23 protein-coding genes are annotated in these 24,361 nt (G+C 67.8%); 15 read left to right on the top strand and 8 right to left on the bottom strand.

What is annotated here, in order from left to right:
* The first annotated feature begins 25 nt into the window (after positions 1-25).
* The 3 genes from ACSFA7_RS17300 to ACSFA7_RS17310 all read left to right on the top strand — a co-directional run bounded on the left by ACSFA7_RS17300 (position 26) and on the right by ACSFA7_RS17310 (position 3,510).
* Positions 26-952 (top strand): LysR family transcriptional regulator, encoded by a 927-nt coding sequence (locus ACSFA7_RS17300; RefSeq protein ID WP_435500514.1) that lies wholly within the window; start codon positions 26-28, stop codon positions 950-952.
* 62 nt (positions 953-1,014) lie between these two features.
* Complete coding sequence (locus tag ACSFA7_RS17305) at positions 1,015-1,467, top strand: DUF2214 family protein (RefSeq protein ID WP_435500515.1); 453 nt, start codon at positions 1,015-1,017, stop codon at positions 1,465-1,467.
* Positions 1,468-1,473: 6 nt separating this feature from the next.
* Positions 1,474-3,510, top strand: coding sequence for a spermidine synthase (locus tag ACSFA7_RS17310; RefSeq protein ID WP_435500516.1), 2,037 nt, complete (start codon positions 1,474-1,476; stop codon positions 3,508-3,510).
* An 88-nt stretch (positions 3,511-3,598) separates the two neighbouring features.
* On the opposite strand, the gene ACSFA7_RS17315 is transcribed toward ACSFA7_RS17310, so the two are convergent.
* Positions 3,599-3,940, bottom strand: coding sequence for a hypothetical protein (locus ACSFA7_RS17315; RefSeq protein WP_435500517.1), 342 nt, complete (start codon positions 3,938-3,940; stop codon positions 3,599-3,601).
* 131 nt (positions 3,941-4,071) lie between these two features.
* Here ACSFA7_RS17315 and argS point away from each other — a divergent pair, with 131 nt between their 5' ends.
* The 7 genes from argS to ACSFA7_RS17350 all read left to right on the top strand — a co-directional run bounded on the left by argS (position 4,072) and on the right by ACSFA7_RS17350 (position 12,259).
* Positions 4,072-5,757, top strand: a complete 1,686-nt coding sequence (gene argS, locus ACSFA7_RS17320) for an arginine--tRNA ligase (protein WP_435500518.1) — start codon at positions 4,072-4,074, stop codon at positions 5,755-5,757.
* 11 nt (positions 5,758-5,768) lie between these two features.
* Positions 5,769-6,539: an SPOR domain-containing protein gene (locus ACSFA7_RS17325; protein ID WP_435500519.1), complete on the top strand. Its 771-nt coding sequence runs from the start codon at positions 5,769-5,771 to the stop codon at positions 6,537-6,539.
* 149 nt (positions 6,540-6,688) lie between these two features.
* Positions 6,689-7,336, top strand: coding sequence for a thiol:disulfide interchange protein DsbA/DsbL (locus tag ACSFA7_RS17330; protein ID WP_435500520.1), 648 nt, complete (start codon positions 6,689-6,691; stop codon positions 7,334-7,336).
* A gap of 195 nt (positions 7,337-7,531) precedes the next feature.
* Positions 7,532-8,248: a lipopolysaccharide transport periplasmic protein LptA gene (gene lptA / locus ACSFA7_RS17335; RefSeq protein ID WP_435500521.1), complete on the top strand. Its 717-nt coding sequence runs from the start codon at positions 7,532-7,534 to the stop codon at positions 8,246-8,248.
* On the top strand, positions 8,245-9,039 hold the full coding sequence (gene lptB / locus ACSFA7_RS17340) for an LPS export ABC transporter ATP-binding protein (RefSeq protein WP_093436822.1): 795 nt from the start codon (positions 8,245-8,247) through the stop codon (positions 9,037-9,039). The genes lptA and lptB overlap by 4 nt, the downstream gene beginning before the upstream one ends.
* 18 nt (positions 9,040-9,057) lie before the next feature.
* Positions 9,058-10,647, top strand: coding sequence for an RNA polymerase factor sigma-54 (gene rpoN / locus ACSFA7_RS17345; RefSeq protein WP_435500522.1), 1,590 nt, complete (start codon positions 9,058-9,060; stop codon positions 10,645-10,647).
* Positions 10,648-10,657: 10 nt separating this feature from the next.
* Positions 10,658-12,259: a phospholipase D family protein gene (locus tag ACSFA7_RS17350; RefSeq protein WP_435500523.1), complete on the top strand. Its 1,602-nt coding sequence runs from the start codon at positions 10,658-10,660 to the stop codon at positions 12,257-12,259.
* A 10-nt stretch (positions 12,260-12,269) separates the two neighbouring features.
* Here ACSFA7_RS17350 and ACSFA7_RS17355 read toward each other — a convergent pair whose 3' ends face one another.
* The 6 genes from ACSFA7_RS17355 to ACSFA7_RS17380 all read right to left on the bottom strand — a co-directional run bounded on the left by ACSFA7_RS17355 (position 12,270) and on the right by ACSFA7_RS17380 (position 17,276).
* Complete coding sequence (locus ACSFA7_RS17355) at positions 12,270-12,914, bottom strand: LysE family translocator (protein WP_435500524.1); 645 nt, start codon at positions 12,912-12,914, stop codon at positions 12,270-12,272.
* A 35-nt stretch (positions 12,915-12,949) separates the two neighbouring features.
* Positions 12,950-13,507 (bottom strand): DNA-3-methyladenine glycosylase I, encoded by a 558-nt coding sequence (locus ACSFA7_RS17360; protein WP_435500525.1) that lies wholly within the window; start codon positions 13,505-13,507, stop codon positions 12,950-12,952.
* A 31-nt stretch (positions 13,508-13,538) separates the two neighbouring features.
* Positions 13,539-14,174, bottom strand: coding sequence for a YceI family protein (locus ACSFA7_RS17365; protein ID WP_435500526.1), 636 nt, complete (start codon positions 14,172-14,174; stop codon positions 13,539-13,541).
* A gap of 50 nt (positions 14,175-14,224) precedes the next feature.
* Entirely contained in the window at positions 14,225-14,794 is a 570-nt protein-coding gene (locus tag ACSFA7_RS17370) for a YceI family protein (protein ID WP_435500527.1), read from the bottom strand.
* 13 nt (positions 14,795-14,807) lie between these two features.
* Positions 14,808-15,392 carry a cytochrome b gene (locus ACSFA7_RS17375; protein ID WP_435500528.1) on the bottom strand — a complete coding sequence of 195 codons (585 nt, stop codon included), beginning with the start codon at positions 15,390-15,392 and terminating at the stop codon, positions 14,808-14,810.
* 93 nt (positions 15,393-15,485) lie between these two features.
* The gene (locus ACSFA7_RS17380) at positions 15,486-17,276 is read right to left on the bottom strand and encodes a sensor histidine kinase (protein ID WP_435500529.1); all 1,791 of its coding nucleotides are present in this window, start codon (positions 17,274-17,276) and stop codon (positions 15,486-15,488) included.
* An 82-nt stretch (positions 17,277-17,358) separates the two neighbouring features.
* Between ACSFA7_RS17380 and ACSFA7_RS17385 the strand changes: the two genes are divergently transcribed.
* Together ACSFA7_RS17385 and ACSFA7_RS17390 are read left to right on the top strand one after the other, a co-directional pair.
* A complete protein-coding gene (locus ACSFA7_RS17385) occupies positions 17,359-18,588 on the top strand; it encodes a THUMP domain-containing class I SAM-dependent RNA methyltransferase (protein WP_435500530.1) in 1,230 nt (409 codons plus the stop codon).
* Between the two features lie 135 nt (positions 18,589-18,723).
* A complete protein-coding gene (locus tag ACSFA7_RS17390; protein ID WP_435500531.1) occupies positions 18,724-21,636 on the top strand; it encodes a C1 family peptidase in 2,913 nt (970 codons plus the stop codon).
* Here ACSFA7_RS17390 and ACSFA7_RS17395 read toward each other — a convergent pair whose 3' ends face one another.
* Positions 21,637-22,062, bottom strand: a complete 426-nt coding sequence (locus ACSFA7_RS17395; protein ID WP_435500532.1) for a surface-adhesin E family protein — start codon at positions 22,060-22,062, stop codon at positions 21,637-21,639.
* Positions 22,063-22,189: 127 nt separating this feature from the next.
* Here ACSFA7_RS17395 and ACSFA7_RS17400 point away from each other — a divergent pair, with 127 nt between their 5' ends.
* From ACSFA7_RS17400 to ACSFA7_RS17410, 3 genes are all read left to right on the top strand, one after another.
* Entirely contained in the window at positions 22,190-22,621 is a 432-nt protein-coding gene (locus tag ACSFA7_RS17400; protein ID WP_435500533.1) for a putative toxin-antitoxin system toxin component, PIN family, read from the top strand.
* 340 nt (positions 22,622-22,961) lie between these two features.
* On the top strand, positions 22,962-23,900 hold the full coding sequence (locus ACSFA7_RS17405; protein WP_435500534.1) for an AraC family transcriptional regulator: 939 nt from the start codon (positions 22,962-22,964) through the stop codon (positions 23,898-23,900).
* A 134-nt stretch (positions 23,901-24,034) separates the two neighbouring features.
* On the top strand, positions 24,035-24,340 hold the full coding sequence (locus ACSFA7_RS17410; RefSeq protein WP_435500535.1) for a Flp family type IVb pilin: 306 nt from the start codon (positions 24,035-24,037) through the stop codon (positions 24,338-24,340).
* Positions 24,341-24,361: the final 21 nt, after the last annotated feature.

Genomic DNA, 24,361 nt, shown 5'->3' on the forward strand with positions numbered 1-24,361 from the left:
ACTCTATCTATATAGTTCCCGCCCCATGGACCGCCTGAAGCAACTCGAATCCTTCGTCTCGGTCGCAGCCCGCGGCAGCCTCACCGCTGCGGCCAAGGCCGAGGGCGTGGCGCCCGCGATCATGGGGCGGCGGCTTGACGCGCTCGAGGAGCGGCTGGGCGTCAAGCTCCTGGTCCGCACCACGCGGCGCATCACGCTCACGCACGAAGGCAGCGCGTTCCTCGAAGACTGCCAGCGGCTGCTCACCGAATTCGCGAATGCCGAGGCCAGCGTGAGCGCTGGCGGCGTCAAGGCCAGCGGGCACCTGCGGGTCACGGCGCCGGCCGGCTTCGGCCGCCGCCACGTCGCGCCGCTGGTGCCGCGCTTTCATGCGATGCATCCGGAGGTGACCATCTCGCTGAACCTCAGCGACCGCGTGGTCGACGTGACCGGCGAGAGCTTCGATTGCGCGGTGCGCGTGGGCGATCTGCCCGATTCATCGCTCGTGAGCGTGCGCCTGGCCGACAACCGCCGCCGCTGCGTGGCGACACCCGATTTCCTGCGCCGCCACGGCACGCCGAAGCACCCCGGCGACCTGTCGCGCTTCGCCTGCCTCACGCTGTCGAGCGATGCCTCGCAGACGCGCGGCTGGGCCTTTCGCATCACCACCGAGGCCGGCGTGGAAGAACTCATCCACCTGCGCCCGAGCGGCCCGCTCGATTGCTCCGACGGCCAGGTGCTGCACGACTGGTGCCTGGCTGGCCACGGCATCGCCTGGCGCAGCACCTGGGAGGTCGAGGCCGAGATCGATGCCGGCCTGCTGGTGCCCGTGCTCGATGAATTCGCCGCGCCGCCCAACGGCATCTACGCGGTGTTCGCGGGCGCCAAGCACCTGCCGCTCAGGGTTCGACTGTGGCTTGATTTCCTCAAGGACCAGTACGGACAACCGGAATTCTGGGGACGAACGGCCTGAAGAGGCGGGAGCGGCGTCACAATCAGTTTGCATTTGCAACCCGTTCCGGAAGAAAGCCATCGATGACCCTCGAAGCCATCCTCGCCTACCTGCACTTGCTGGCCATCCTCACGATGGTCGTGTTCATTTCCAGCGAAGCCGCGCTGTGCCGGGTGCAGTGGCTTAACGCCGCCGTGGTCGAGCGGCTCGCCAAGGTCGACATGGTCTACGGCATCGCCGCCATCGCGGTGCTTGTCACCGGCATCGCGCGCACCTGGTGGGGCGTGAAAGGCACGGCCTGGTACTGGACCAACCCGCTGCTGCACGTGAAGCTGGGGCTCTTCATCATCGTCGGCGTGCTGTCGATCTTTCCGACGCTCACCTACTTCCGCTGGCGCAAGACGCTGCGTTCCACTGGCAAGCTGCCGGTGGAAGACGACATCAAGAAGACGCGCAAGCTGGTGATGGTGCAGGCCCACCTGATCGCGCTGATTCCGCTGGTGGCCGTGTTCCTCGCGCGCGGCTTCGGCAAGTAAGCCGGCATGGGACCCGCCGGCATCCAGCTCCTGTTTGCCGGCACGATCTTCAGCAGCGCGTTCCTGCTGTTCCTGGTCCAGCCGCTCATCGCCAAGCAGATCCTGCCGTGGTTCGGCGGCTCGGCGGCCGTGTGGTCGATCTGCATGGTGTTCTTCCAGGTCGTGCTGCTCGCGGGCTACGCGTATTCGGACTGGATCACGCGCCATCTGCGGGTGCGCGCCCAGGCGGTGCTGCACATCGCACTCTTGCTCGCGAGCCTGGCTTTCCTGCCGATCGTGACCAGCGTGCGCTGGAAGCCGACCGGCGCCGAAGACCCGACGCTGTGGATCCTGGGCCTCCTGCTCGGCACCATCGGCCTGCCTTATTTTTTGCTCTCGACCACGGGACCGCTGGTGCAGTCGTGGGTGGCGCGCACGCCGTGGGGCGCGCAGGTGTACCGGTATTTCTCGCTGTCGAACCTGGCGTCGCTGCTGTCGCTGTTGAGCTATCCGGTGCTGATCGAGCCGCGCAGCTCGCTGCTGCAGCAGGCGCACGGATGGTCGTGGGGTTACGGGGCGTTCGTGGCGCTGTGCACCGGCACCACGCTGTATGTGACGCGCCGCTGGGCCGACGTGCCGCTGCCTCAAGCTTCCGGCGATACGGCCACGACCCCTGAGAAACCACCGCGCACCGCCGACTACCTGCTGTGGCTCGCGCTGCCCGCGCTGGGCTCCTGGCTCCTGCTGGCGGTGACCAACCACATCACCCAGAACGTGGCGGCCGTTCCCTTTCTCTGGGTGCTGCCGCTCACGCTCTACCTGCTGACCTTCGTGCTGTGCTTCGAGAGCGACCGCTGGTACCGCCGCGGCGTGTTCCTGCCGCTCGCGGCCGCGATGCTGCTGCTGTGCGCCTTCGGGCTGCAGGACCGCATCGGCGTCTACGTCAAGACCGCGTTGCCGATCTATGTGATTGGGCTCTTCGCCCTGTGCATGTTCCTGCACGGCGAGATGGCCCGGCTGAGGCCCGGGCCGCGCTACCTCACGCGCTTCTACCTGATGCTGTCGTTGGGCGGCGCGCTGGGCGGCGTCGCGGTGGGGCTGGTCGCGCCGCATGTGCTGCCCGCCTACTACGAGCTGGGCATCGGCCTGGTGCTGACGGCGCTGGTGGCCGCGGTCGTGCTGCGCGGGCGGCGCTGGCTGTCGGTGGCCAGCGTGGCGGTCGCGGGTTGCTGCGCGTGGTTCCTGCTGCTGCAGGTGCGCGACGACACGGTCGATGCGCGGACCCTGCAGCGCAACTTCTACGGCACCCTGGTCACGCTCGACAGGCAGAAAGACGACCCGGCCGACAGCGTGCGGCGCATGTTCCACGGCTCGGTGAAGCACGGCGAGCAGTTCCTCTTGCCGGCGCGCCGCAGCGAGCCCACGTCGTACTACGGCCGCACCTCGGGCATCGGCCGCGCGATCGCCGCCGCGCCCGCGGGGCCGCGCCGCGTCGGGCTGATCGGGCTGGGCGCGGGAACGCTGGCAGGTTACGGGCGGGCCGGCGACGTCTACCGGGTCTACGAGATCAATCCGCAGGTGTTCGATCTGGCCGACACCGAATTCAGCTTCCTGCGCGACAGCCCGGCCCGCATCGAGCGCGTGCTGGGCGACGCGCGCCTCGCACTGGAGCGCGAGCCCGCGCAGGGCTTCGACGTGCTGGCGGTCGACGCGTTCTCGGGCGACTCGGTGCCGATCCACCTGGTCACCGTCGAGGCGATGGAGGTCTATCTGCGCCATCTGCGCCCCGGCGGCATCGTCGCCTTCCACGTGACCAACCGCTTCCTGGCGCTGGCCCCGGTGGTCGCGAAGATCGCCGAATCCAGGGGACTGCACGCGGTGCTGGTGCACGACGACACGGCCGACACCGCGTGGCTCCTGGACACCGACTGGGTGCTGGTCGCGCGCGAGGCGGATGCCCTGGCGCGCGAACCGGTAGGCGCTGCCGCCTCCGCCATTGCGCCGGTGGCCGGCGCCCGGCCCTGGACCGACGACTTCAACAACCTGCTGGGCATACTGAAGTAACCGTGGCGGCCTCGCCATGAAAAAAGCCCGCACGGGGCGGGCTCTTGTTTTTCTTGCGCTGTTCTTTATCAGCGTGACGCCGGGCTCATCAGGCCTTGGCGTCCTTCTCGCACTTCTTGATGAAGCTGTTCTTGGCGGCGCCGGCCAGCGGCTTGCCGTTCTTGTCGATGGCCTTGGCGGCGCAAGCGGGCGCAGCGGCGGCCTTGGCTTCTTTCTCGCACTTCTTGATGGAGCTGGCCTTGGCGGCGCCGGCCAGGGGCTTGCCGTTCTTGTCGATCGCCTTGGCGTCGCAGGTGGCGCCGGCGGCGGGTGCTGCTGCAGCGGGAGCGGCGGCCGGGGCGACAGCGGGCGCGGGGGCCTTGTCTTGTGCCTGTGCGGCGCCGAAGGAAAGGCAGGCGCCCAGGGCGACCAGGGAAAGGAACTTCTTCATGGTGATATGTCCTTGCAAGGTTGAGTTGTGACAGGTGCCCCGCCCCGGGGCCGCCCATCCTAACGGCCCAAGGCAACGATCGGATGACGATCGTCAACAGCGCCCGGGTTTGCCCCCGGTAAAATTCACAGATGCTATTGGTCAAACAGGAGCTGCTCGCGGCGCTCGCGAACACGCTCGAATCCCTCTCCCCCGGCGCTGGCGCCAAAGCCGCGTTCGAATCGCCCAAGGTGGCGGCGCACGGCGATTTCGCCAGCACCGCCGCCATGCAGCTGGCCAAACCGCTCGCGAAGAAGCCCCGCGAACTGGCCGAGCAACTGAGCGCTGCGCTGCTCGCCACCCCCGCTTTCGGCCAATGGGTCGAGGCCATCGAGATCGCCGGGCCCGGCTTCCTCAACATCCGCCTGAAGACCACCGCCAAGCAGCAGATCGTGCGCGAGGTGCTGTCCGCAGGTAACACTTTCGGCCAGCAGCCTGCCACTGGCGAAAAGGTGCTGGTCGAGTTCGTCTCGGCCAACCCGACCGGCCCGCTGCATGTGGGCCACGGCCGCCAGGCGGCACTGGGCGACGCCATCTGCAACCTGCGCGTCTCGCAGGGCGACAGCGTCTGGCGCGAGTTCTATTACAACGACGCCGGCGTGCAGATCCAGACGCTGGCCAACAGCACCCAGTTGCGCGCCCGCGGCTTCAAGCCCGGCGACGCGGAATGGCCGAGCGGCGAAAAGGCACCGGCCTACAACGGCGACTACATCGCCGACATCGCCGAGGACTTCAAGGCGAAGAAGACCGTCAAGTCGGACGACCGCGAATACACCGCGAGCGGCGACATCGACGACATCGATTCCATCCGCGAATTCGCCGTGGCGTACCTGCGCCGCGAGCAGGACCTGGACCTGCAGGCCTTCCGCGTGCGCTTCGACAACTATTACCTCGAGTCCAGTCTCTATACGAGCGGCCGCGTCGAGGCCGCGGTGGGCAAGCTCGTGGCCGCCGGCAAGACCTACGAGGAAGACGGCGCGCTCTGGCTCAAGTCGACCGACTACGGCGACGACAAAGACCGGGTGATGAAGAAGAAGGACGGCACGTACACCTATTTCGTGCCCGACGTCGCGTATCACATCGCCAAGTGGGAGCGCGGCTTCCACAAGGTCGTGAACATCCAGGGCACCGACCACCACGGCACGATCGCGCGGGTGCGCGCCGGGCTGCAGGCCGCGGGCGAAGGCATTCCCGAGGGCTATCCTGACTACGTGCTGCACACGATGGTGCGCGTGATGAAGGGCGGCGAAGAGGTCAAGATCAGCAAGCGCGCCGGCAGCTACGTCACGCTGCGCGACCTGATCGAGTGGACCAGCACCGATGCCGTGCGCTTCTTCCTCCTGAGCCGCAAGCCGGACACCGAGTACACCTTCGACGTCGACCTCGCGGTGACGAAAAACAACGACAACCCGGTTTATTACGTGCAGTACGCGCATGCGCGCATCTGCTCGGTGCTGGCCGGCTGGGGTGGCGATGCCGCCACGCTGAAGGATGTGGACCTGTCGCCGCTCGAGAGCCCTCCAGCGCAGGCGCTGATGCTGCTGCTGGCCAAGTACCCGGCCATGCTCACCGCGGCGTCGAAGGATTTCGCCCCGCACGACGTCACTTTCTACCTGCGCGAACTGGCCGCCAGCTACCACAGCTACTACGACACCGAGCGCATCCTGGTGGACGACGAACAGGTCAAGCTGGCCCGCCTGGCGCTTGTCGCCGCCACCGCGCAGGTGCTGCACAATGGCCTCGCGATTCTCGGCGTCAGTGCGCCGAACAAGATGTGAACCTCACTCCCATGAAGAAGACAACCAGACAACGCGGCAACATCGTCATCGGCCTGATCATCGGGCTGGTGATCGGCCTGGGCGTGGCGCTGGGCATCGCGGTCTATGTGACCAAAGTGCCGATCCCGTTCGTGACCAAGACGCAGAAGGGCGGCGCCGAGCAGGACGAAGCCGAAGCCCGCAAGAACCGCGATTGGGACCCCAATGCACCGCTGGCCGGCAAGGCCGGTGCCGCCAGGCCGACGCCGCCGGCCGCCACCGGTCCGGTCAACCCGGTCACCGGCGAACCGGCCACCAGCACCACCGCCGTCGCGCCCGGCACGCCGCCCCCGGCCGCCGCACCGGTGCCGGTGGTGGTCGCGCCCAAGCCGACGCGTGCCGCGCCGGTGCCGGCCGAGGCCAACGCGCTGCCGGCGTCCAACGATCCGCTGGGCGACCTCGCCCGCGCGCGCGCGGGCACCGGGTCGGGCAGCACGACCGTGGCGTCCGCCGCGCCGAGCAGCAACGCCAACAACGGTGCCGCGGCATCGTCCTCGGGCGCCGACCCGTTCATGTATTTCGTGCAGGCCGGCGCCTTCCGCACCACCGACGACGCCGAGGCCCAGCGCGCGAAGCTCTCGCTGATGGGCGTCGAGGCCCGTGTCACCGAGCGCGAGCAGGCCGGCCGCACGGTCTACCGCGTGCGCGCGGGTCCGTTCAACAAGAAGGACGACGCCGACCGCCTCAAGGAGAGGCTCGACGGCGGCGGCCTCGAATCGGCCCTGGTCCGCGTGCAGCGCTGATCAAGCGGCTGCCACGAATAGCCCTTAAGCTTCGCCGCGCGGCATTTGCCGCCACCATTCAGCGCCCCGGGTGCGCCGTGTGACCGCTTGCGAGGAACTCCTCGCCGCGCCCCGGCTCAGTCTGCCGTACCAACAGGAGAACCCTTTCAATGAAACGTCGTGACTTTTCGCTGGCCGCCACTTCGCTCGGGCTGCTTTCGCTGGCCGCCAACCCGGCCCACGCCCAGGCCAAGGTGCCCAAGGCCGGCTCCCAGTACCTCGTGCTCGACAAGCGCGTGCCGGTCGATGCCCCGGCCGGCAAGGTCGAAGTGGTCGAGTTCTTCTCGTACAACTGCCCCCATTGCAACGACTTCGAGCCGTCGCTCGAAGCCTGGGCCAAGACGGCGCCGAAGGACGTGGTCCTGCGCCGCATCCCGGTGCCCTTCGTGGGCAACGACGTCGAAGCCAAGCAGCGCCTGTACTACGCACTCGAGGCGCTGGGCAAGGTCGATGAATTCCAGCCGAAGGTCTTCAACGCGATCCACAAGCAGCGCCAGAACGTGAATGGCGACGCCAACATCATTGCCTGGGTCGCGGCCAACGGCATCGACGGCACCAAGTTCAAGGAAGTCTTCACCTCGTTCGGCGTGGCCAGCAAGGCCAAGCGCGCCTCGCAGATGACCGACGCCTACAAGGTGGCCGGCGTGCCGGCAATGGCCGTGGCCGGCCGCTGGTATGTGGATGGCGAGACCGCCGGCAACATGACCAACGTGCTGCAGGTCGTCAACTTCCTGGTCGGCGAAGCAAAGAAGGGCTGACCCCCAGGGTGCGCGGCACTTCATGTCCGCTGCGCCCACCCCCTTGCAGGGGCGACACCTGCGGCCCGGCGGAGCCGGTTCCGCGGTGTTTCCCGAGAGGGACAACTGGCCCGCTTTGGCGGGCCTTTTTCATCGGCGCTGTGAACTAGTGTTACTCCGCCGCATACAATGGTTCAGAGCAAGTTTCGTGCCTCTATGACATTGCCCTCCTACCCACACAACACCCCCCTCATCCGTCGCATCGGCCGCCTGGCCATCGGCGTGCTGTTGCTGGCCGGCCTCGTCTCGGGCGTCCTGGCCGAGACCGCCGATCGCAGCAAGCCGATGAACATCGAGTCGGACGCCATGCGTTACGACGACCTGAAACAGACCAGCGTGTTCACCGGCAACGTGCTCGTCACGAAGGGCACGATCATCATCCGCGGCGCGCGCCTCGATGTGCGCCAGGATGCCGAGGGCTACCAGTACGGCGTGGTCACTGCGGCACCCGGCAAGCGGGCCTACTACAAGCAGAAGCGCAATGCGCCCGACGAGTGGATCGAAGGCGAATCCGAAGTCATCGAGTACGACAGCCGCGCCGACAACGTCAAGTTCATCCGCAACGCCACCATGCGCCGCCTGCTCGGCGCCACGCCGAACGACGAAAGCCAGGGCGCGCTGATCGTCTACGACCAGAGCAACGACACCTACACCGTCAACGGCTCGACCGTGCCGCCGAACACGGCAGTGAACGCATCGACCCCTACCGGCCGCGTCAAGACCATCCTCACGCCCAAGGCCGCCACCGCGCCGAAGCCCGGCGCCTCGACCCCGGCCGGCGCGAAGCCCGCGGCACCGGCTCCCACCCCCGCGCCAGGCACCGGCTTGCGCTCGACCACCACGCTGAGTGGAGAGGGAGAAGGGCGCAAGTGATCGAAACCGCCGGAATCCAGGAAGCCAACAACGTCCCGGGCAGCCGCCTGGTCGCGCGCGGCCTGCAGAAAAGCTATGGCAGCCGCACCGTCGTGAAGGACGTCTCGCTCGACGTGCAGAAGGGCGAAGTCGTCGGCCTGCTCGGCCCCAACGGCGCCGGCAAGACCACGTCGTTCTACATGATCGTCGGGCTGGTGCGTGCCGACGCAGGCGAGATCACCATCGACGGCGAGCCGATCGCCCACATGCCGATCCACCGCCGTGCGCGCATGGGCCTGAGCTACCTGCCGCAGGAAGCGTCGATCTTCCGCAAGCTCACCGTCGAGGAAAACGTGCGTGCCGTGCTCGAGTTGCAGCGCGAGCCCGACGAGAGCGGCAAGGTGGTGGCGCTCTCCAAGAAGCACATCGAGGAGCGCCTGTCCGAGCTGCTGACCGACCTGCGCGTCGATCACCTGCGCGATTCGCCCGCGCTCGCGCTTTCGGGCGGCGAGCGCCGCCGCGTCGAGATCGCACGCGCGCTGGCGACGCAGCCGCGCTTCATCCTGCTGGACGAGCCCTTTGCCGGCATCGACCCGATCGCGGTGATCGAGATCCAGCGGATCATCAGTTTCCTGAAGGAACGTGGCATCGGCGTGCTCATCACCGACCACAACGTGCGCGAAACGCTGGGCATCTGCGATCACGCTTTCATCATCAGCGACGGGCACGTGCTGGCACAAGGCACACCCTCGGAGATCGTCGACAACGCCGAAGTACGCAGGGTGTACTTGGGCGAACACTTCCGCATGTAAGGGAAGGTCGGGTTCTTCATGAAGCAAGGGCTGTCCCTTCGCGTCTCGCAGCATCTGGCGCTCACGCCACAGCTGCAGCAGTCGATCCGGCTGCTGCAGCTCTCCACGCTCGAGTTGAGCCAGGAGGTCGAGCAGATGCTGGACGAGAACCCGTTCCTCGAGCGCACCGCGGAAGAAGCGGCGCGCGAGGAATTCGGGCTCGATGCCGTCGACACGCCGGTGCCCCGCGACGACGGTGGCGAAACCGGTGAAGGCGATTTCGCCCCGGTCCCGACCAGCAGCGCGACGACCGCGACCGAAACCACCTCGACACCCGACACCGACGGCCCCGCCGCCGAGATCACCGAGCGCGAGCCCGACTGGGAAGGCGACGGTACCGTCGACATGGCGCCCGACGACAGCGAGTGGGGCAGCGACGCGCCCGCGCGCCAGAACAACCTGGGCGACGACGAACGCGCCGATGCCACCGAGCTCGCGCGCAGCCAGGAATCGCTGCAGTCGTTCCTGCACCGCCAGGCGCTGAGCCTGCGCCTCAATGAAAACGACTGTGCCGCGCTGCGCTTTTTGATCGAATCGCTCAACGACGACGGCTACCTCGAAGACTCGCTGCCCGCGCTGGCCTCGGGCCTGGCGGGCGACGACAACGACCAGTTCGACGAACTCGTGCACCACTTCCAGGTGGCGCTCGGCCTGCTGCAGAGCCTGGAGCCCGCCGGCGTCGGCGCGCGCGACCTGGGCGAGTGCCTGGGCATCCAGCTGCGTGCGCTCGCCAGCGAAGACGAGACCGAGGACGAAGAACTCATCCGCAAGACCGCCATCGCGATCTGCAAGCAGCCGATGGAACTGCTCGCACGGCGCGACTTCAAGCGCCTGGCCACGCTCACCCGCACCAACGAAGAGCTGGTGCGCTCGGCGCTGCAGATCATTGCGCGCCTGGAGCCCAAGCCGGGTCGCCGTTTTGTCGACGTCGAGCGCAACATCGTCATTCCCGACGTGATCGTCACCAAGACCGGCCGCGGCACCAACATCAAGTTCCGCGTCATGCTCAACCCCGAGGTGATGCCGCGCCTGCGCGTGCACGACATCTACGCGGGCGCGCTCAAGTCGCACAAGGGCGAGGGCAGCCAGGCGCTGTCGCAGCGGCTGCAGGAGGCGCGCTGGTTCATCAAGAACATCCAGCAGCGTTTCGACACCATCCTGCGTGTGAGCAACGCCATCGTGGAGCGGCAGAAGAGCTACTTCGTGCACGGCGAACTCGCGATGCGCCCGCTGGTGCTGCGCGAGATCGCCGACGAGCTGGGCCTGCACGAGTCGACCATCTCGCGCGTGACCACCGCCAAGTACATGTCCACGCCGTTCGGCACGGTCGAGCTCAAGTACTTCTTCGGTTCGGCGCTGGGCACCGAGACCGGCGGCAATGCGTCGAGCACCGCGGTACGCGCGCTCATCAAGCAGTTCGTGAGTTCCGAGAGCATCAAGAAGCCGCTGTCGGACAGCCAGATTTCCGAGATGCTGAAGGAGCAGGGCATCGAGTGCGCGCGCCGCACCGTGGCCAAGTACCGCGAGGCGCTGCGCATCGCGCCCGCGAATCTGCGCAAGGCCCTGTAGAAAGCCACCGATGACCCGTCGCCTGCTGTCGCGCTGTGGGCATTGGGTCTTCGCCATCGTGGCTGCATCGCTGTTCGCGGGTTGCGCCACCCTGCCCGACGAGGCACCGCGCCCGCCCACCAAGACCATCGCCGTCTCGACCGACACCGCGCTCGGCCGCATCGCGCTGGCCTCGCAGCCCGATCCGGACCTCAGCGGCTTTCGCCTGATGCCCGGCGGCGACTTCGCCTTCGACACCCGCATCCAGCTCGCACGCCGTGCCCAGCGCACGCTCGACGTGCAGTACTACCAGATCGAGAACGACGAGACCGGCCGCTACCTGCTGCGCACCCTGCGCGATGCCGCCCAGCGCGGCGTGCGCGTGCGCCTCTTGATGGACGACCTGTACACCTCTGGCGAAGACGAGCTGCTGCTCGGCCTGGCCGCCACGCCGAACGTCGAGGTGCGCCTCTTCAATCCGTTCCCGGCCGGGCGCGGCAGCCTGCTCAAGCGCTTTGCCGCGTCGCTCTTCGACTTCAGCCGCGTCAACCGCCGCATGCACAACAAGCTCTTCATCGCTGATGGCGCGATGGCGGTGGCGGGCGGGCGCAACATCGGCAACCAGTACTTCACGCGGACCTCGGGCGAGAACTTCATCGACCTCGACACCTTCGTGACCGGTGCGCTGATCCCGCGCCTGGGCGTGCTGTTCGACCAGTACTGGAACAGCGTCTACGTGCGGCCGGTCCAGTCGCTCATCACAAGCGATCTTTCGCGCGAGGAGCTGCAGAAGCGCTTCGACATCGCCACCGGCCCCGACACCACGCCCCCGCCGCCGAAGCCCGCGCCCAACGACCTGCTCGGCTACAGCCCGATGGCCGACGACCTGAACGCCGGCAAGCTCGGCCTGATCTGGACCCTGGCCGAGGCGTACGCCGATTCACCCGATCGCGTGATCGGCAAGACAGCGTCGTACGGCGGCGTGCCGCTGCTCGATGTCGACAGCGTGCGCTACAACGTGGTCGAGCAGATGCGCCGCGCGCGCAGCGAGGTGACCATCGTCTCGCCCTACCTGATCCCGGGCGCCGCGGGGCTCGAGGTGATGAAGGAGATCCGTCGGCGCAACGTGAAGATCAGCGTGGTCACCAACTCGCTGGCCGCCACCGACGAGCCACTGGTGCACACCGCCTACCGCCGCTACCGGCCCGAGATGCTCAAGCTCGGCGCCGACCTCTATGAGCTGAGCACCAACCGCACGCGGCGCAGCGTGCGGTTGGGATTGTTCGGCACCTCGGTGGGCCGGTTGCATGCCAAGTCGGCGGTGATCGACCGCAGCATCCTCTTCGTCGGCTCGATGAATTTCGATCCGCGCTCGGAGACCTACAACACCGAGATCGGCCTTTTCATCCGCAGCGCCGAGATGGCGCAGCAGGCGCTCAAGCTCATCGATGTGCTCAAGCAGCAGGGCGCCTACCGGCTGCGCTTCGTCGAAGGCAGCGGCGAGTCGCACATCGAGTGGGTCAGCGAGGACGCGGGCAAGACCACCGTGCTGAACGAGGAGCCCGACTCCGGCTTCTGGGACCGCACGATGCTCGAGCTGCTGGCGCCGCTGACGCCGGAGAGCTTGCTCTAGCTTCGCTGGATCAGTTGCCGCGCACGGCCGACCACACGAGTCGCAGGCCCAGCAACCCCATCACGCCGCCGGCCGCGCGGTCGATCCAGGTCTTGTAGCGCAGGTAGGCCGAGCGCGGCGCCGCCGAAGAGAGGGCGAGCGCAACGATCGCGTACCACCCCGTCTCGATGCAGAAGATGACCGCCGGCACCGCGAGCGCCAGCACCAGCGGCACCTCGCGTGGCAGGAAGGCCGCGAAGATGCTCGCGTAGACCACCGCCGTCTTCGGGTTGCTGACCTGCGTGGCGAGCCCGAGCAGGAAGGTGCGTCCGCCGCGGCCCTGTTGCCGAGGCGAAGCGTCCGTGTCCTGCGTCATCGCGAGCGGCTGCCGCGCGCCGCGCCAGATGCGAAAGCCCAGGTAGATCAGGTACGCGCCGCCGAGGCCCTTGATCGCAAGGTAGAGCCCCGGCACCGCGAGAAACGCCGCCTGCAGCCCGGCCAGCGCGGCAATCGAGAACACGAGTCCGCCCGCGCCCATGCCGAGCGCTGCCGCGAGCCCGTCGCTGCGCGAAGTCACGGCCGTGCGCGCGACCATGACGAAACTCGGACCCGGGCTCATGGCCCCGACGGTCATCGCGCCCGCGATGCCCAGCAATGGAATGGTGATGTTGCTCATGGTGGTGACCTGACAGAGATCCGTTCAATACTCGTTCAACGCGCCGTGCGCCGGAAGCAGCCCAGCGAATGATCGTTGACGATGCCCACCGCCTGCAGCCACGCATAGACGATCGTCGGCCCGACGAACTTGAAGCCCCGGCGCTTCATTTCCTTGGAGACCTGCTCCGACAGCGGCGTCTGGGTCGGGAAGCTCTTGCCGTCGCCCTTCACGACCTTCCCGTCGGTGAACGACCAGCAGAAGTCGTCGAAGCTCTCGCCGCGCGCCGCCATCTCGTTGTAGATGCGTGCGCCTTCGATGGTCGCCACGATCTTGGCGCGCGCGCGGATGATGCCGGCATTGGCCATCAGGCGCGCGATGTCGTCCTCGCCGAAGCGCGCGACCTTCTTCGGATCGAAGTTCGCGAAGGCCTCGCGGAAGGCCTCGCGCTTGCGCAGCACGGTGATCCACGCGAGCCCGGCCTGGAAGCCCTCGAGCATCAGCATCTCCCACAGCATGCGCGAATCGTGCTGCGGCACGCCCCATTCCTCGTCGTGATAGGCCTGCATCAACGGATCGCCCTGGGCCCAGCGGCAGCGTGCGTGTTCTGTCATGGATGGATTTCTTTGGTGTCGGTGGGGGAGATCACTGCGCCGACACGTTCACCGCCTCGACCTGCACCAGCAGCTTCACCTTGTTCTCGAAGCCGAAGTTCAGCCCCCAGTTGATGCCCCAGTCGCTGCGCTGCACGGTGGTCTCGAAGTCGCCGCCGCACACCTGGCGGTTGATCAGCGGGTTCAGGTAGCAGTTGAAGCGCACGGCCTTCAGCGTCACCGGCCTGGTCTGGCCCATGAGCGTGAGGGTGCCCGGCACGTCGACGACCTTGTCGCCGCTGAAGTCGATGCGGTCGGCCACGAAGCGGCCGGTCGGGAATTCGGCGACGTTGAAGAAGTCCTTGCTCTGCACATGGCGGTTGAGCAGGTCGACGCCGGTGTTGATGGTGCCGATGTCCATCGTGATGTCGACCTTGCCGCTTGTGCCCGTGCCGTCGATCTGCACCGAGCCGTCCTTGGTGCTGAAGCGGCCGCGGTTGGTGGTGGTGCCGTAGTGGCCCATCTCGTACATCACGAAGGTGTGGGTGGGGTCGATCACGTAGTTGCCGTTCTTCACGGGGCCGCCCGCGGGCTTGGCGGCCACGGCGGGAGCCGTGTATTCCTGCGCGATGGCGGTGAACGGGAGGGCCGTGGCCGACAGCACCGAGGCGAGGAGGAGTTTCTTCATGGCGGTGGGGGTGTGGGACATGGGAATGAAATCGGAAGAAAGATCGATGCTCAGAGCGGCCCGAGGCCCGCGAGCGTGAGCTTGAAGCGCACCTGCACGTCGTTGCCGACCACCGAGGTGTCGGTCCATTCGCCGTCGCCCACCTTGTAGTCGAGCCGCTGGATGGTGAAGTAGCCGGTGGCCACCGCGTAGTTGCCGCCGGCCGGTGCGATCGTGAAGGGCACCGTCACATGCTTCGACGTGCCCTTGATGGTGAGCTTGCCCGCCATCTCGAACTTGCCGTCGCCCAGGGCCTTGATGGCGCTCGACTGGAAGCTCGCCTGCGGGAATTTGGCGGCGTCGAACCACGGCGCCTTGGGGAGCTCGGCATCGCTCATCGGCACGCCGAAGCCGGCGCTGGCGGTATCGATCTGCAGCGCGACGCTGCCGCCCTCGGGCTTCTTCGGATCGAAGGCGATTTGCGCGTCGAACTTCTTGAAGGCGCCTTCCATCGGCACGCCCATCTGCTTGCTGACGAAGGCGATATGGCTCTTGTCGGCAATCAGCTTCGCGCCCGGTTCGGCGGCGGCGGGCATGGCCGCCGCCAGGGTCAGCAGGATCGGGAGAAAGAGGCGCGTCATCCAGCAGGTTCCTTCAGTGGCGCGGTCCGGGCCACATGCGTTTCAGAAGACCATCGCGGTCGATCCAGTGGTGCTTGAGCGCCGCCGCGGTGTGCAGCAGCGCCACTGCGGCCAGCGTGAAGGCGCTCGCCTTGTGCAGCGGCTTGAGTATGGCCTCGGCAAGGTCCTTGTCGAACGGCACGAAGTCGGGCAGCGGCAGCACCCCGAACCACACGACCGGAATGCCCAGCGCTGAGGTGTAGGCCCAGCCGAACAGCGGCACCGCGAAGAACAGCAGGTACATCGCCGCGTGGCTCGCCCGCATGCCCGCAATCTGCCAGCGCGGCATGGCGGCCAGCACCTGCGCCGGCACCGCTGGCGGGCGGTGCGCGAGCCGCCACAGGAGCCGCACCGCCGACAGCAGCAGGATCGTGACGCCAGCCCACTTGTGCCAGTTGTAGAGCTTGATGCGCTGCGGCGAGAAGGGCAGCCCCGTCATGTAGAGCCCCACACCGAGCGAGCCGACGATCATGGCCGCGAGCAGCCAGTGCAGCACGATGGCCACGCCGCCATAGCGCTGGCCGGCGGCTGGGGGGTGAAGAGGGGTGTCGGCGGACATCGGGGGCAGGGCGGGCGGCCTGTGCGCGGAGCATATCCCGGAAGGCGTGGCCTCCGGTGGTGCACGGTCGTGCCAGGCGGCCGGCTTCGTCGCTCAGGAACGCTGCTGGGCCCGCAGCAGCACGCCGCGCAGCTCGTCCGGCTGCACGGGCTTGCGCAGCGCATGCCAGCCGCGCTCGGTGGCCAGCCGCTGGGTGGCCTCGTTGATGTCGGCCGAGATCAGCGCGATGGTGAGCGCCGGGTTCTGCGCCTGCAGCCGTTCCGCCAATGCGATGCCGTCGAGCGCGCCCGGCAGGCGGATGTCGCACAGCGCCACGCTGAGCGCGCGCAGGTCGGCCAGCGCCAGCGCTTCGGCGGCGCTGGCGTAGACGCGCGGCTCCACCGCCCACTGCCGCAGCAGCGCATACAGGCTGTCGGCCACCACGGCGTTGTCTTCCACCACCAGCACGGCGAGGCCGGGGCGCAGCAGCGTGGGTGCGGCTTCAGGGCTGGCCTGAGGCGCGGGAGCAACCTGCGTGGCCGCTGCCCCATAGCCCAGCGCCGCGGGCAGCTCGAAGCTGAACACCGAGCCCCGGCCCGGCGCCGAGCGCAGCCAGACCTCGATGCCCAGCTGCGCGGCCAGCCGCCGCACGATCGCGAGGCCCAGGCCGTGCCCGTGCTGCAGGTTGCGCTCGACATTGCCGATCTGCTCGAAGTCGTTGAACACGCGCGCCTGCGCGTCCAGCGCGATGCCGATGCCGCTGTCGCGCACCTCGACACGCCAGGCCCGCTCGGCGCCCCGGTGCCGCGCCCGCACCGCCAGGAGCACGCGGCCGCGCGGCGTGAACTTGACGGCGTTGTCGACCAGGTTGGCCAGCACCCGGCGCAGCGACACCGCATCGGTCCACGCCACGGCCCCGGCCGGGCAGCGCACCGCCACGCGGCCATCGCCAGCCTGGCGCGCCAGGTCCTGCAGCAGAGGCGCCAGCGCCACCGCCACGGGCCGCAGCGGGTCGACGGCGGCCTCGATGCGGCCGATTTCGAGCAACTGGTTGGTGAGCCCTTCGAGCGCCTGCTGCGCCCGCGCGAGCGAGACCACGGTGTGCTGGACCGCAGCGGTGTCCGCACCCGTGTCCAGCTGCTGGCGCAGCACCTCGGCCTGCAGGCCGATGGCCATCACCGGCTGGCGCAGGTCGTGGTTGGCGGCCGAGAAGAAGCGCAGCCGCTCGGCCTGCGCATGCTCCGAGGCGCGCAGGCCCGCGAGCGCCTGTTCGCGCAGCGTGCGCTCGTTCAGGCGCAGGCCGATGTTCTCCTCAAGCTGGCGCGAGCGCTCGGCCACCAGCTTCCACATCATGGCGGTGAGGCCGATGCCGATCACCGAGACGGCCATCATCGTCGGCGCGCCCAGCGTGAGGCCGGTCACGATCACCGGCGCCAGCAGTAGCGTGATCGCCAACTGCGTGGCCGGCGTGTAGAACGACACCGAGAACGCCGACGACAGCGTCATGCCCATCAGCATCAGGCCGAGCAGCAGTTGCTGGTCGGGCCGCTCGGGGTTGAAGAGCAGAACGCCGGCCAGGCCGTGCGCCAGTTCCCAGACGGCGGTGCGCAGCGTGTGCACCCGCTGGGCATGGCGCAGGCTTTCGGGCGTGAAGGGATCGGGCAGGCGCTGGGGGAAGAAGCCGCGCATCACCGTCACCCCGGTGATGAGCGCGATCCACACCAGCGCGCGCGTGAGCGAGTACTGCCAGGCGAAGAGCGCCGCCACGCCGCAATTGAGCAGGTATTGCACCAGCAGCACTGGTCCGATGGGCCGGATCGAGAGCCGCAGCACCTCGCACTGGATCGCGAAGCGGTCGCTGCTGGCGGCGGCCGGAGCGACCGAAGGTGCGGGGGTGGGATTCATCGGCAAATCGACTATATAGAGAAGGACTGTGACGCGGCGACAATGGAGTCCCCTAGTCGGGCTTCCCGATGGCCAATTTCCCGTGAACGATCTCTCCTTTTTCCTGCCTTGCGCCGCCGGCGTCGAGGAATTCCTCGCCCAAGAGGTGCACGCCCTCACGGGTCGCGTCGGGCAAGACCTGCTCACGCTGCGCGGCGGCGTGCGGGTGCGCGCCGACTGGCGCGACGCCCTGAAGCTCAATCTGCACAGCCGGCTCGCGCAGCGGGTGCTGGTCGAGCTGGCCCATGCGCCTTACCGCAACGAGAACGACCTGTACGCCATCGCGAGCGGCGTGGCCTGGGAGATCTGGTTCACGCCCAAGCAGACCTTCAAGATCGAGACCACCGCCCAGCACAGCCCGCTGCAGAGCCTGAATTTCGCCACCCTGCGTATCAAGGACGCGATTGCCGACCGCTTCCGCGCCAAGGCCAACGGCGTGCGCCCCAGCATCGAGACCCAGTGGCCCGACACCCGCGTGTTCGCCCACCTGACCACCGACAGCTGCACGCTCTACATCGACACCTCGGGCGAGCCGCTCTTCAAGCGCGGCTGGCGCCAGGACAAGGGCGATGCCCCGCTGAAGGAAACCCTGGCCGCCGCCATGCTGGCCGCCAGCGGCTGGTGGAACCCCGAGACGGGCACCGTGTCGGGGCAGCCGCTGTACGACCCCTGCTGTGGCAGCGGCACCATTCCCATCGAGGCGGCGCAGATCGCGCGCGGCATCGCGGCCGGGTCGCTCAGGCGCTTTGGCTTCGAGAAGCTGCTGCCGTTCCAGGCGCACGTGTGGGACGCGATCAAGAAAGAAGCGCAATCGGCCGTGAAGCCGGGCAGCGTCGCGATCTTCGGCTCGGACGTGTCGCACCGCATGGTCGACTTTGCCGAGCGCAACGCGGAGCGCGCCGCCGTGGCCGATGCCATCGAGTTCCGCGGCGGTGATGCGCTGCAGCGCATGCCGCCGGCCGAAGGCGGGGTGATCATGCTCAATCCGCCCTATGGCGAACGGATCGAAGTCGGCGGCGTGGCGGGCACGGGACGTTCCGGCGCGCGCGAATCCGCGCAGACCGAAGAGGGAGATGGCAGCGAGTTCTTCCCTCAATTGGCCACCCACTGGAAGAAGAACTATGCCGGGTGGACGGCCTGGGTCCTGACCCCTGACCTGAAGCTGCCGAAACAGATGCGCCTGAAGGAGTCGCGCCGCGTGCCGATGTGGAACGGTCCTATCGAATGCCGCTTGTTCCGCTTCGACATGGTGGCCGGCTCCGCACGTAAGTAGGCCCATTCAGGGCGGTGCTCACGCCCCGAACGGAGCGCAACGCTTGGCCTAGCCAATCCGACGGATAGACGCGCCCCCGCGCGAGTTTCACCATGCGTTCCCGCGGCCCGTCACGGCCCGCATGAAGGGGAAGGCATGGACATCCTGATGAGCAAAGGCAGCGTCGGCGAAGACGTCGAACGCCTGCGCAAGGCCCTCGCAAAAGCCTTGGGCAGCGACGCGGAGCTGTTCGCATCGCTCGCCCGATCCGGCACACCGATCGACGACGATTTCGATGCCGCCATTCGCCGATGGCAGGCCGGCGTCGGCCTCATCGGCGATGGCGTCATCGGGCCGCGCTGCCAGGTGCTGCTCAACCTCATCGCACTGGACAAGCGCGAGTTCGAACTGGCGCTCGATGTGGCCCACGTGAGCAAGCTGTTCCCCGCCACCAAGGCCGCGAACATCGCGCGCTACCTGCCGTACATCGAGGCCGCGCTCGGCGTCGCCAAGCTCACCGACCGGCCGATGATTCTCGGGGCGCTCGGCACCATCCGGTCCGAGACCGAGGGCTTCGTGCCGATTGCCGAAGGCATCTCCAAATTCAACACGCCACCCGGCGGCGCGCCCTTCAGCCTCTACGACACGCGCACCGACCTGGGCAACGGCCAGCCCGGTGACGGCGAGCGCTACCGCGGCCGGGGCTTCGTGCAGCTGACCGGCAAGGACAACTACCGGCGCTACGGCCAGCGCGTCGGCCTGCCGCTCGAGGCGACGCCCGACCGCGCGAATGCGCCCGAAATCGCGGCGGTGCTGCTCGCGCTGTTCCTCGCCGACAAGGCGGTCAAGTTCCGCGATGCGATCCGCAACGACGGTGTCGGCGGGCGCGATGGCCTGCGCGAAGCACGCCGGCTGGTCAATGGCGGCGCGCACGGCCTCGACCGGTTCCGCGACGTCTTCGAGCGCGCGAAGACGGTGTGGAGCGATGCCCCCACGGTTGCGCGCGCAGGCAGCGCTGCAGCGGCAGCCAAACCGAAAACCCCCGCGCGCCGTACGTCCGACCTGCGCACCCGCAAGGATGCCGCCGACCTGCGCGACCGCCTTTACCTGCCCGCCGCGACCAGCCTGCCCGACGAATACCCGCCGGTGGAGGAGATGCGCAAGTACCTGCCGGCCTACGACAAGGCCGGGCTCATCCTCGACCAGGGCCAGGAAGGCGCGTGCACCGGCTTTGGCCTCAGCTGCGTCGTCAACTACCTGCGCTGGGTGAAGTCGGGCCTGCCCGCGAAGATGGACTCGGTGAGCCCGCGCATGCTCTACACGCTGGCGCGCCGGCACGACGAGTACGAGGGCGAGAACTACGAAGGCTCGAGCTGCCGCGGCGCGCTCAAGGGCTGGTTCAACAACGGCGTGTGCCTCGAGGCCGACTGGCCCTATTCGAGCGAGAAGTCGAGCGCCGCGACCTACGGCTTCGCCGCGCGTGCGGCGAACGTCACCCTCGGCGTGTACTACCGCATCGAGACCTCCTCGATCACCGACATGCAGGCGGCGATCGCGCAGCACCGCGCGGTGTTCGTCTCGGCCTTCACGCATGCGGGCTGGAGCGCGGTGAAGCTCTCGAAAACGCCCAAGACGCACGCCGACCTTCCGCTCATTCCGTTCGACGGCCGGCGCTCGGAAGAAGGCGGCCATGCGTTCGCGCTGATCGGCTTCAATGCACAGGGCTTCATCCTGCAGAACTCCTGGGGCAACCGCTGGGGCGCGGGCGGCTTCGCGGTGATCGGCTACCTCGACTGGCTCGCGCATGCGATGGACGCCTGGGTGGTCTCGCTCGGCGTGCCCGGCGTGGTGGCCGGCCGGCTGGCGGTGAGCGGCACCGCCGCCACCGAGGCGCGCGGCAGCGCATCGGCCGCGGACCGCAACAAGTGGTGGGACACGGGCCTGGCCTACCAGCACAGCGTGGTGCTCGGCAACGACGGCCGGGTGAGCCGCTACCTCACCGAGGACGAGCAGCCGCGCAAGCTCCAGCAGCAGGCCTGCGTGCTGCCCGACGATTGGTTCCGGCGCCAGCCTTCATCGCAGCGCAAGCGCCTCGTGCTCTATGTGCATGGCGGCCTCAACAGCGAAGACAAGGCCATCGAGCGCGCCTGCGCCATGGGGCGCTACTTCGTCGGCAATGGCTGCTACCCGCTGTTCCTGGTGTGGAAGACGGGGCTCTTCGAATCGATCGGCGGGATCATCGAGGGCAAGCTGCCGTCGCTCCCCGCCGGCGGCGGCATCGGAGAGCGCATCACCGACAAGACCGACCTCCTGATCGAGAAAGGCATCGGCCGCCCGCTCGCGCGCCCGATCTGGAGCGAGATGAAGGAGAACGCCGAGCTCGCGTTCGCCGACCGCCGCGGCGGCGACCTGCTGCTCGATGCGGTCCAGGCGCTGGCCTCCAACTGGAAGGACCAGTTCGAGCTGCACCTGGTCGGCCATTCGGCGGGCTCGATCGCCATCGGCCATCTGCTGAGCGCATTGAGTGCGCGCAAGCGTGCCGGCCGTGACGGCGGGTTGAGCGAACGGCTCGCTTCGGTCAACCTGTACGCGCCCGCCTGCACCGTCGCCTTCGCGAACCGCCACTACGCGAGCAACGCGGCGGTGATGGAGCGGCTGCACCTGGACGTGCTCTCGGAAAAGATCGAATCCGACGACAACGTCGGCAAGGTCTATCGCAAGTCGCTGCTGTACCTCGTGTCGAACGCGCTGGAGGCCGACCTGCACACGCCGATCCTCGGCCTGGACCGGGTGAACGACGAGGCCTATTCGGGGTGGGATGGTTCGTCGGACACCGGCGAGGCGCTCTCCGTCTGGCGCAATTCGGCCAAGGCCTCGAAGCTCGACAGGCGCACCCAGCGGATCAAGGACGACCGCATCCAGGTCGCGCTCGACGCCAGCGGCAAGCCGGTCATGGACGTGGCGGGGCACGGCGGTTTCGACAACGACATCGGCGTCGTCGGCCGCACGCTGGAACGCATCACGGGCACGAGCCTCGCGCTGCCGGTGGACGACCTGCGCGGCTTCTGACTATTTCCTGCTGCCGACGCTGCAGGCCGCGTTGACGGTGCGCGCGGCCAGCTCGGGCGGGGCGCCGGGCAGCGTCACGGGGCGGATGTCGTCGTCCTCGAACTGCTTCACCGCCACCGGCTCGCCGACGAAGTTCGGCAGGCCGAAATAAGTGGCGCTCACATAGCGCGCGGTGCGCGCTTCGCAGTCGACGGTGGCCCGGGCCTCGAACGAGCGCAGCTTGAATCCATCCTTGCCGACGACGTCTTGCGCCAGGCTCATGCGCAGGGTCACGCCGCGGCGCGCGCCGTCGATCTCGATGCGGGTCGGGTCGACCTGCACGTAGCTGCCGGCCGCATCGCCGGGCGTGCCGCTCAGGGTCAGCCATTCGGCGCGCGCGACCGCGCAGGCGAGCAGGGCGAGGCAGAGCAGCGGGAGTCGTTTCATGAGGGAGGAGGGCAGGGTGTCTGGAAGCGGGCGCGGTGCGCGCCGCAGCATTGTGGGGCGTCGCGCCCGTCCCGCGGCTGACCAGGGTCGCCTATGGTGCAACATCGGCGCTCATTTCTTCGCCGCCATGACCCTTCCAGAATCCGGCCTCGTCGTCATCGACACCAACATCGCACTCGACCTGCTCGTGTTCGACAACCCCGACTGCCTGCCGCTGGCCGCCGCGCTCGCGTCCGGCGAACTGCGCTGGATCGCCACCGCGCCGATGCGCACCGAACTCGCGCGGGTGCTCGGCTACCCGCTGATCGCGCGGCGGCTGGCCCAGCGGGAGATGGAAGCGGCCAGCGTGCTCGAGGCCTTCGACGCACGCGTGAGCCTTTTGACTGACAAGCCGCCGCGCGCGCCCTGCGTGTGCAAGGACCCCGACGACCAGGTCTTCATCGACCTCGCGGTGGCGCAGCGGGCGCGCCTCTTCAGCAAGGACCAGGCGGTGCTGACGATGCGCAAACGTTTGGCCGCGCAAGGCGTGGTCGTGGCGACGGTGCTGGCCGCGGCCTGAGGGGCCTGCAGGCCGTCTGCCTAGACAAGCATCCCCCTCAACCGCCCGGGGGGATGGCCGCACTGGCGCGCCCGTGCGGCAAGCGCTTGTCTAGACAACGCTGGCGGTGCGAATCCGGCGCTTGCCGTGCGCGCATACGAATCTTCGTAGTCCGCATAGGGTCTGGCAATTGCAAGGCCCAACCAATATCTTCGCGCCCCGCGAACCCGGTCCCTGCGCTCGCCTTCCGTGCCAGCGCGCCGCAGACCTGTTTGCCCCCGAAGATGCCACTTCATCGCCGCGTCGCCCGCGAACCCCAGGATCGCAGGCGTGTTGTCTCCTGTCAGCCCAACAAAAAGCCATGACGAGTTCCAGCCAACGATCACCGCGCCAATTGCTCCCCGAACTGGAGGTCGAGCGCAGCCGCTCGACCGAGCTCGGCTACGAGCCATCGACCGAGGTGGGGCTGGTGCGCTGCCTCGAGCACGGCTTTCCCACGCCGCTCGCGCGTTGGCATTGCCATGAGGAGTACGAGCTGCACCTGATCGTCGCCACTTCGGGCCAGGCCTTCGTGGGCGACTGGATCGGCGCCTTCGAGCCGGGGCATCTCGTGCTGTGCGGCCCGAAGCTGCCGCACAACTGGATATCGCTCGACATGCCGCCCCAAGGCGTACCGCAGCGCGACTTGGTGATCCAGTTCCTGCACGACCCGATCTTCGAGGCGGCCGAGCGCATTCCCGAGCTGCAGGAGGCGGTGCGAATGCTGGAGCGCGCGCGCTACGGCATCGAGTTCTTCGGCATGGCGGCCAGTGCCGAGGCGCACTGGCATCGCGTGAAGGACGCGCGGGGCTTGAAGCGCTTCAGCCTGTTCTGCGATTTCCTGGCCGACCTGGCGCTCTGTACCGACTACCGCCTCTTGTCAGGCATGCAGACCGATGGCGATCACGGCATCGAGGCCATCAACGACGTGGTGACACGCATCACCAACGAACCCGCCAAGGACATCAGCGCGGCCGACATCGCGGCCGAGCTCGGCATGAACGCGGGGCGCTTCAGCCGGCTTTTCCGGCGCGCCACCGGCCACAGTTTCCTGGGCTATGTGAACGAAGTGCGGATCAACAAGGCGTGCCTCCTGCTGATGCAGAGCGAGCGCTACGTCACCTCGATCTGTTACGAAGTTGGTTTCAATAACGTCTCGAATTTCAACCGCCGGTTTCTCGAGATCAAGGGTGTGACGCCGACCGAATTTCGCAGGCAAAGCCAGCTGCGTTTCGAAGGTGCGGGCAGTTTGGAGAACTAAAGAACTCCGACTGTTTTGCGATCTTTTTACGAATGTTAATTTGTATCGGGATTCGCAAAAACTGTATCGAACACGCGACGGATGCGTCCCTACGATCCGCCTGTTCTTTCAGCCACCTTTCAGGAACTTCTCTCATGCAAATCCATCGCCTGACCCAACTGAGCCGTCAAATTGCCTCGAAGATCAAGATCCGCGGGCAAGGCATGACCGAGTACCTCGTGATCCTGGGCCTGATCGCCATCGCCGCGATCGCCGTATTCAGCTTCTTCGGCCAGACCATGCGCAACCAGGTGGCCGGCATGGCCAAGGAAGTCGGCGGCCAGTCGGGCGCCACCGAAGTCACGAACGCGCAGACCGCCGCCGGCAAGGCGTCCACCAACGCCCAGGTCAACATGAACATGAGCACCTACACCAAGGGCGGTGCGGAAGCCACGAAGTAAGTCGCCTTCCGACGTCTTGAC

This window comes from Variovorax trehalosi (assembly GCF_051216415.1).
Classification (GTDB): Bacteria; Pseudomonadota; Gammaproteobacteria; order Burkholderiales; family Burkholderiaceae_C; genus Variovorax.

What these genes read in the sequence shown, in the direction of transcription:
- ACSFA7_RS17300 (WP_435500514.1), top strand. Translation starts at nt 26, where the DNA reads ATGGACCGCCTGAAGCAACTCGAATCCTTCGTCTCGGTCGCAGCCCGC.
- ACSFA7_RS17305 (WP_435500515.1), top strand. Translation starts at nt 1,015, where the DNA reads ATGACCCTCGAAGCCATCCTCGCCTACCTGCACTTGCTGGCCATCCTC.
- ACSFA7_RS17310 (WP_435500516.1), top strand. Translation starts at nt 1,474, where the DNA reads ATGGGACCCGCCGGCATCCAGCTCCTGTTTGCCGGCACGATCTTCAGC.
- ACSFA7_RS17315 (WP_435500517.1), bottom strand. Translation starts at nt 3,940, where the DNA reads ATGAAGAAGTTCCTTTCCCTGGTCGCCCTGGGCGCCTGCCTTTCCTTC.
- argS (WP_435500518.1), top strand. Translation starts at nt 4,072, where the DNA reads ATGCTATTGGTCAAACAGGAGCTGCTCGCGGCGCTCGCGAACACGCTC.
- ACSFA7_RS17325 (WP_435500519.1), top strand. Translation starts at nt 5,769, where the DNA reads ATGAAGAAGACAACCAGACAACGCGGCAACATCGTCATCGGCCTGATC.
- ACSFA7_RS17330 (WP_435500520.1), top strand. Translation starts at nt 6,689, where the DNA reads ATGAAACGTCGTGACTTTTCGCTGGCCGCCACTTCGCTCGGGCTGCTT.
- lptA (WP_435500521.1), top strand. Translation starts at nt 7,532, where the DNA reads ATGACATTGCCCTCCTACCCACACAACACCCCCCTCATCCGTCGCATC.
- rpoN (WP_435500522.1), top strand. Translation starts at nt 9,058, where the DNA reads ATGAAGCAAGGGCTGTCCCTTCGCGTCTCGCAGCATCTGGCGCTCACG.
- ACSFA7_RS17350 (WP_435500523.1), top strand. Translation starts at nt 10,658, where the DNA reads ATGACCCGTCGCCTGCTGTCGCGCTGTGGGCATTGGGTCTTCGCCATC.
- ACSFA7_RS17355 (WP_435500524.1), bottom strand. Translation starts at nt 12,914, where the DNA reads ATGAGCAACATCACCATTCCATTGCTGGGCATCGCGGGCGCGATGACC.
- ACSFA7_RS17360 (WP_435500525.1), bottom strand. Translation starts at nt 13,507, where the DNA reads ATGACAGAACACGCACGCTGCCGCTGGGCCCAGGGCGATCCGTTGATG.
- ACSFA7_RS17365 (WP_435500526.1), bottom strand. Translation starts at nt 14,174, where the DNA reads ATGAAGAAACTCCTCCTCGCCTCGGTGCTGTCGGCCACGGCCCTCCCG.
- ACSFA7_RS17370 (WP_435500527.1), bottom strand. Translation starts at nt 14,794, where the DNA reads ATGACGCGCCTCTTTCTCCCGATCCTGCTGACCCTGGCGGCGGCCATG.
- ACSFA7_RS17375 (WP_435500528.1), bottom strand. Translation starts at nt 15,392, where the DNA reads ATGTCCGCCGACACCCCTCTTCACCCCCCAGCCGCCGGCCAGCGCTAT.
- ACSFA7_RS17380 (WP_435500529.1), bottom strand. Translation starts at nt 17,276, where the DNA reads ATGAATCCCACCCCCGCACCTTCGGTCGCTCCGGCCGCCGCCAGCAGC.
- ACSFA7_RS17390 (WP_435500531.1), top strand. Translation starts at nt 18,724, where the DNA reads ATGGACATCCTGATGAGCAAAGGCAGCGTCGGCGAAGACGTCGAACGC.
- ACSFA7_RS17395 (WP_435500532.1), bottom strand. Translation starts at nt 22,062, where the DNA reads ATGAAACGACTCCCGCTGCTCTGCCTCGCCCTGCTCGCCTGCGCGGTC.
- ACSFA7_RS17400 (WP_435500533.1), top strand. Translation starts at nt 22,190, where the DNA reads ATGACCCTTCCAGAATCCGGCCTCGTCGTCATCGACACCAACATCGCA.
- ACSFA7_RS17405 (WP_435500534.1), top strand. Translation starts at nt 22,962, where the DNA reads ATGACGAGTTCCAGCCAACGATCACCGCGCCAATTGCTCCCCGAACTG.
- ACSFA7_RS17410 (WP_435500535.1), top strand. Translation starts at nt 24,035, where the DNA reads ATGCAAATCCATCGCCTGACCCAACTGAGCCGTCAAATTGCCTCGAAG.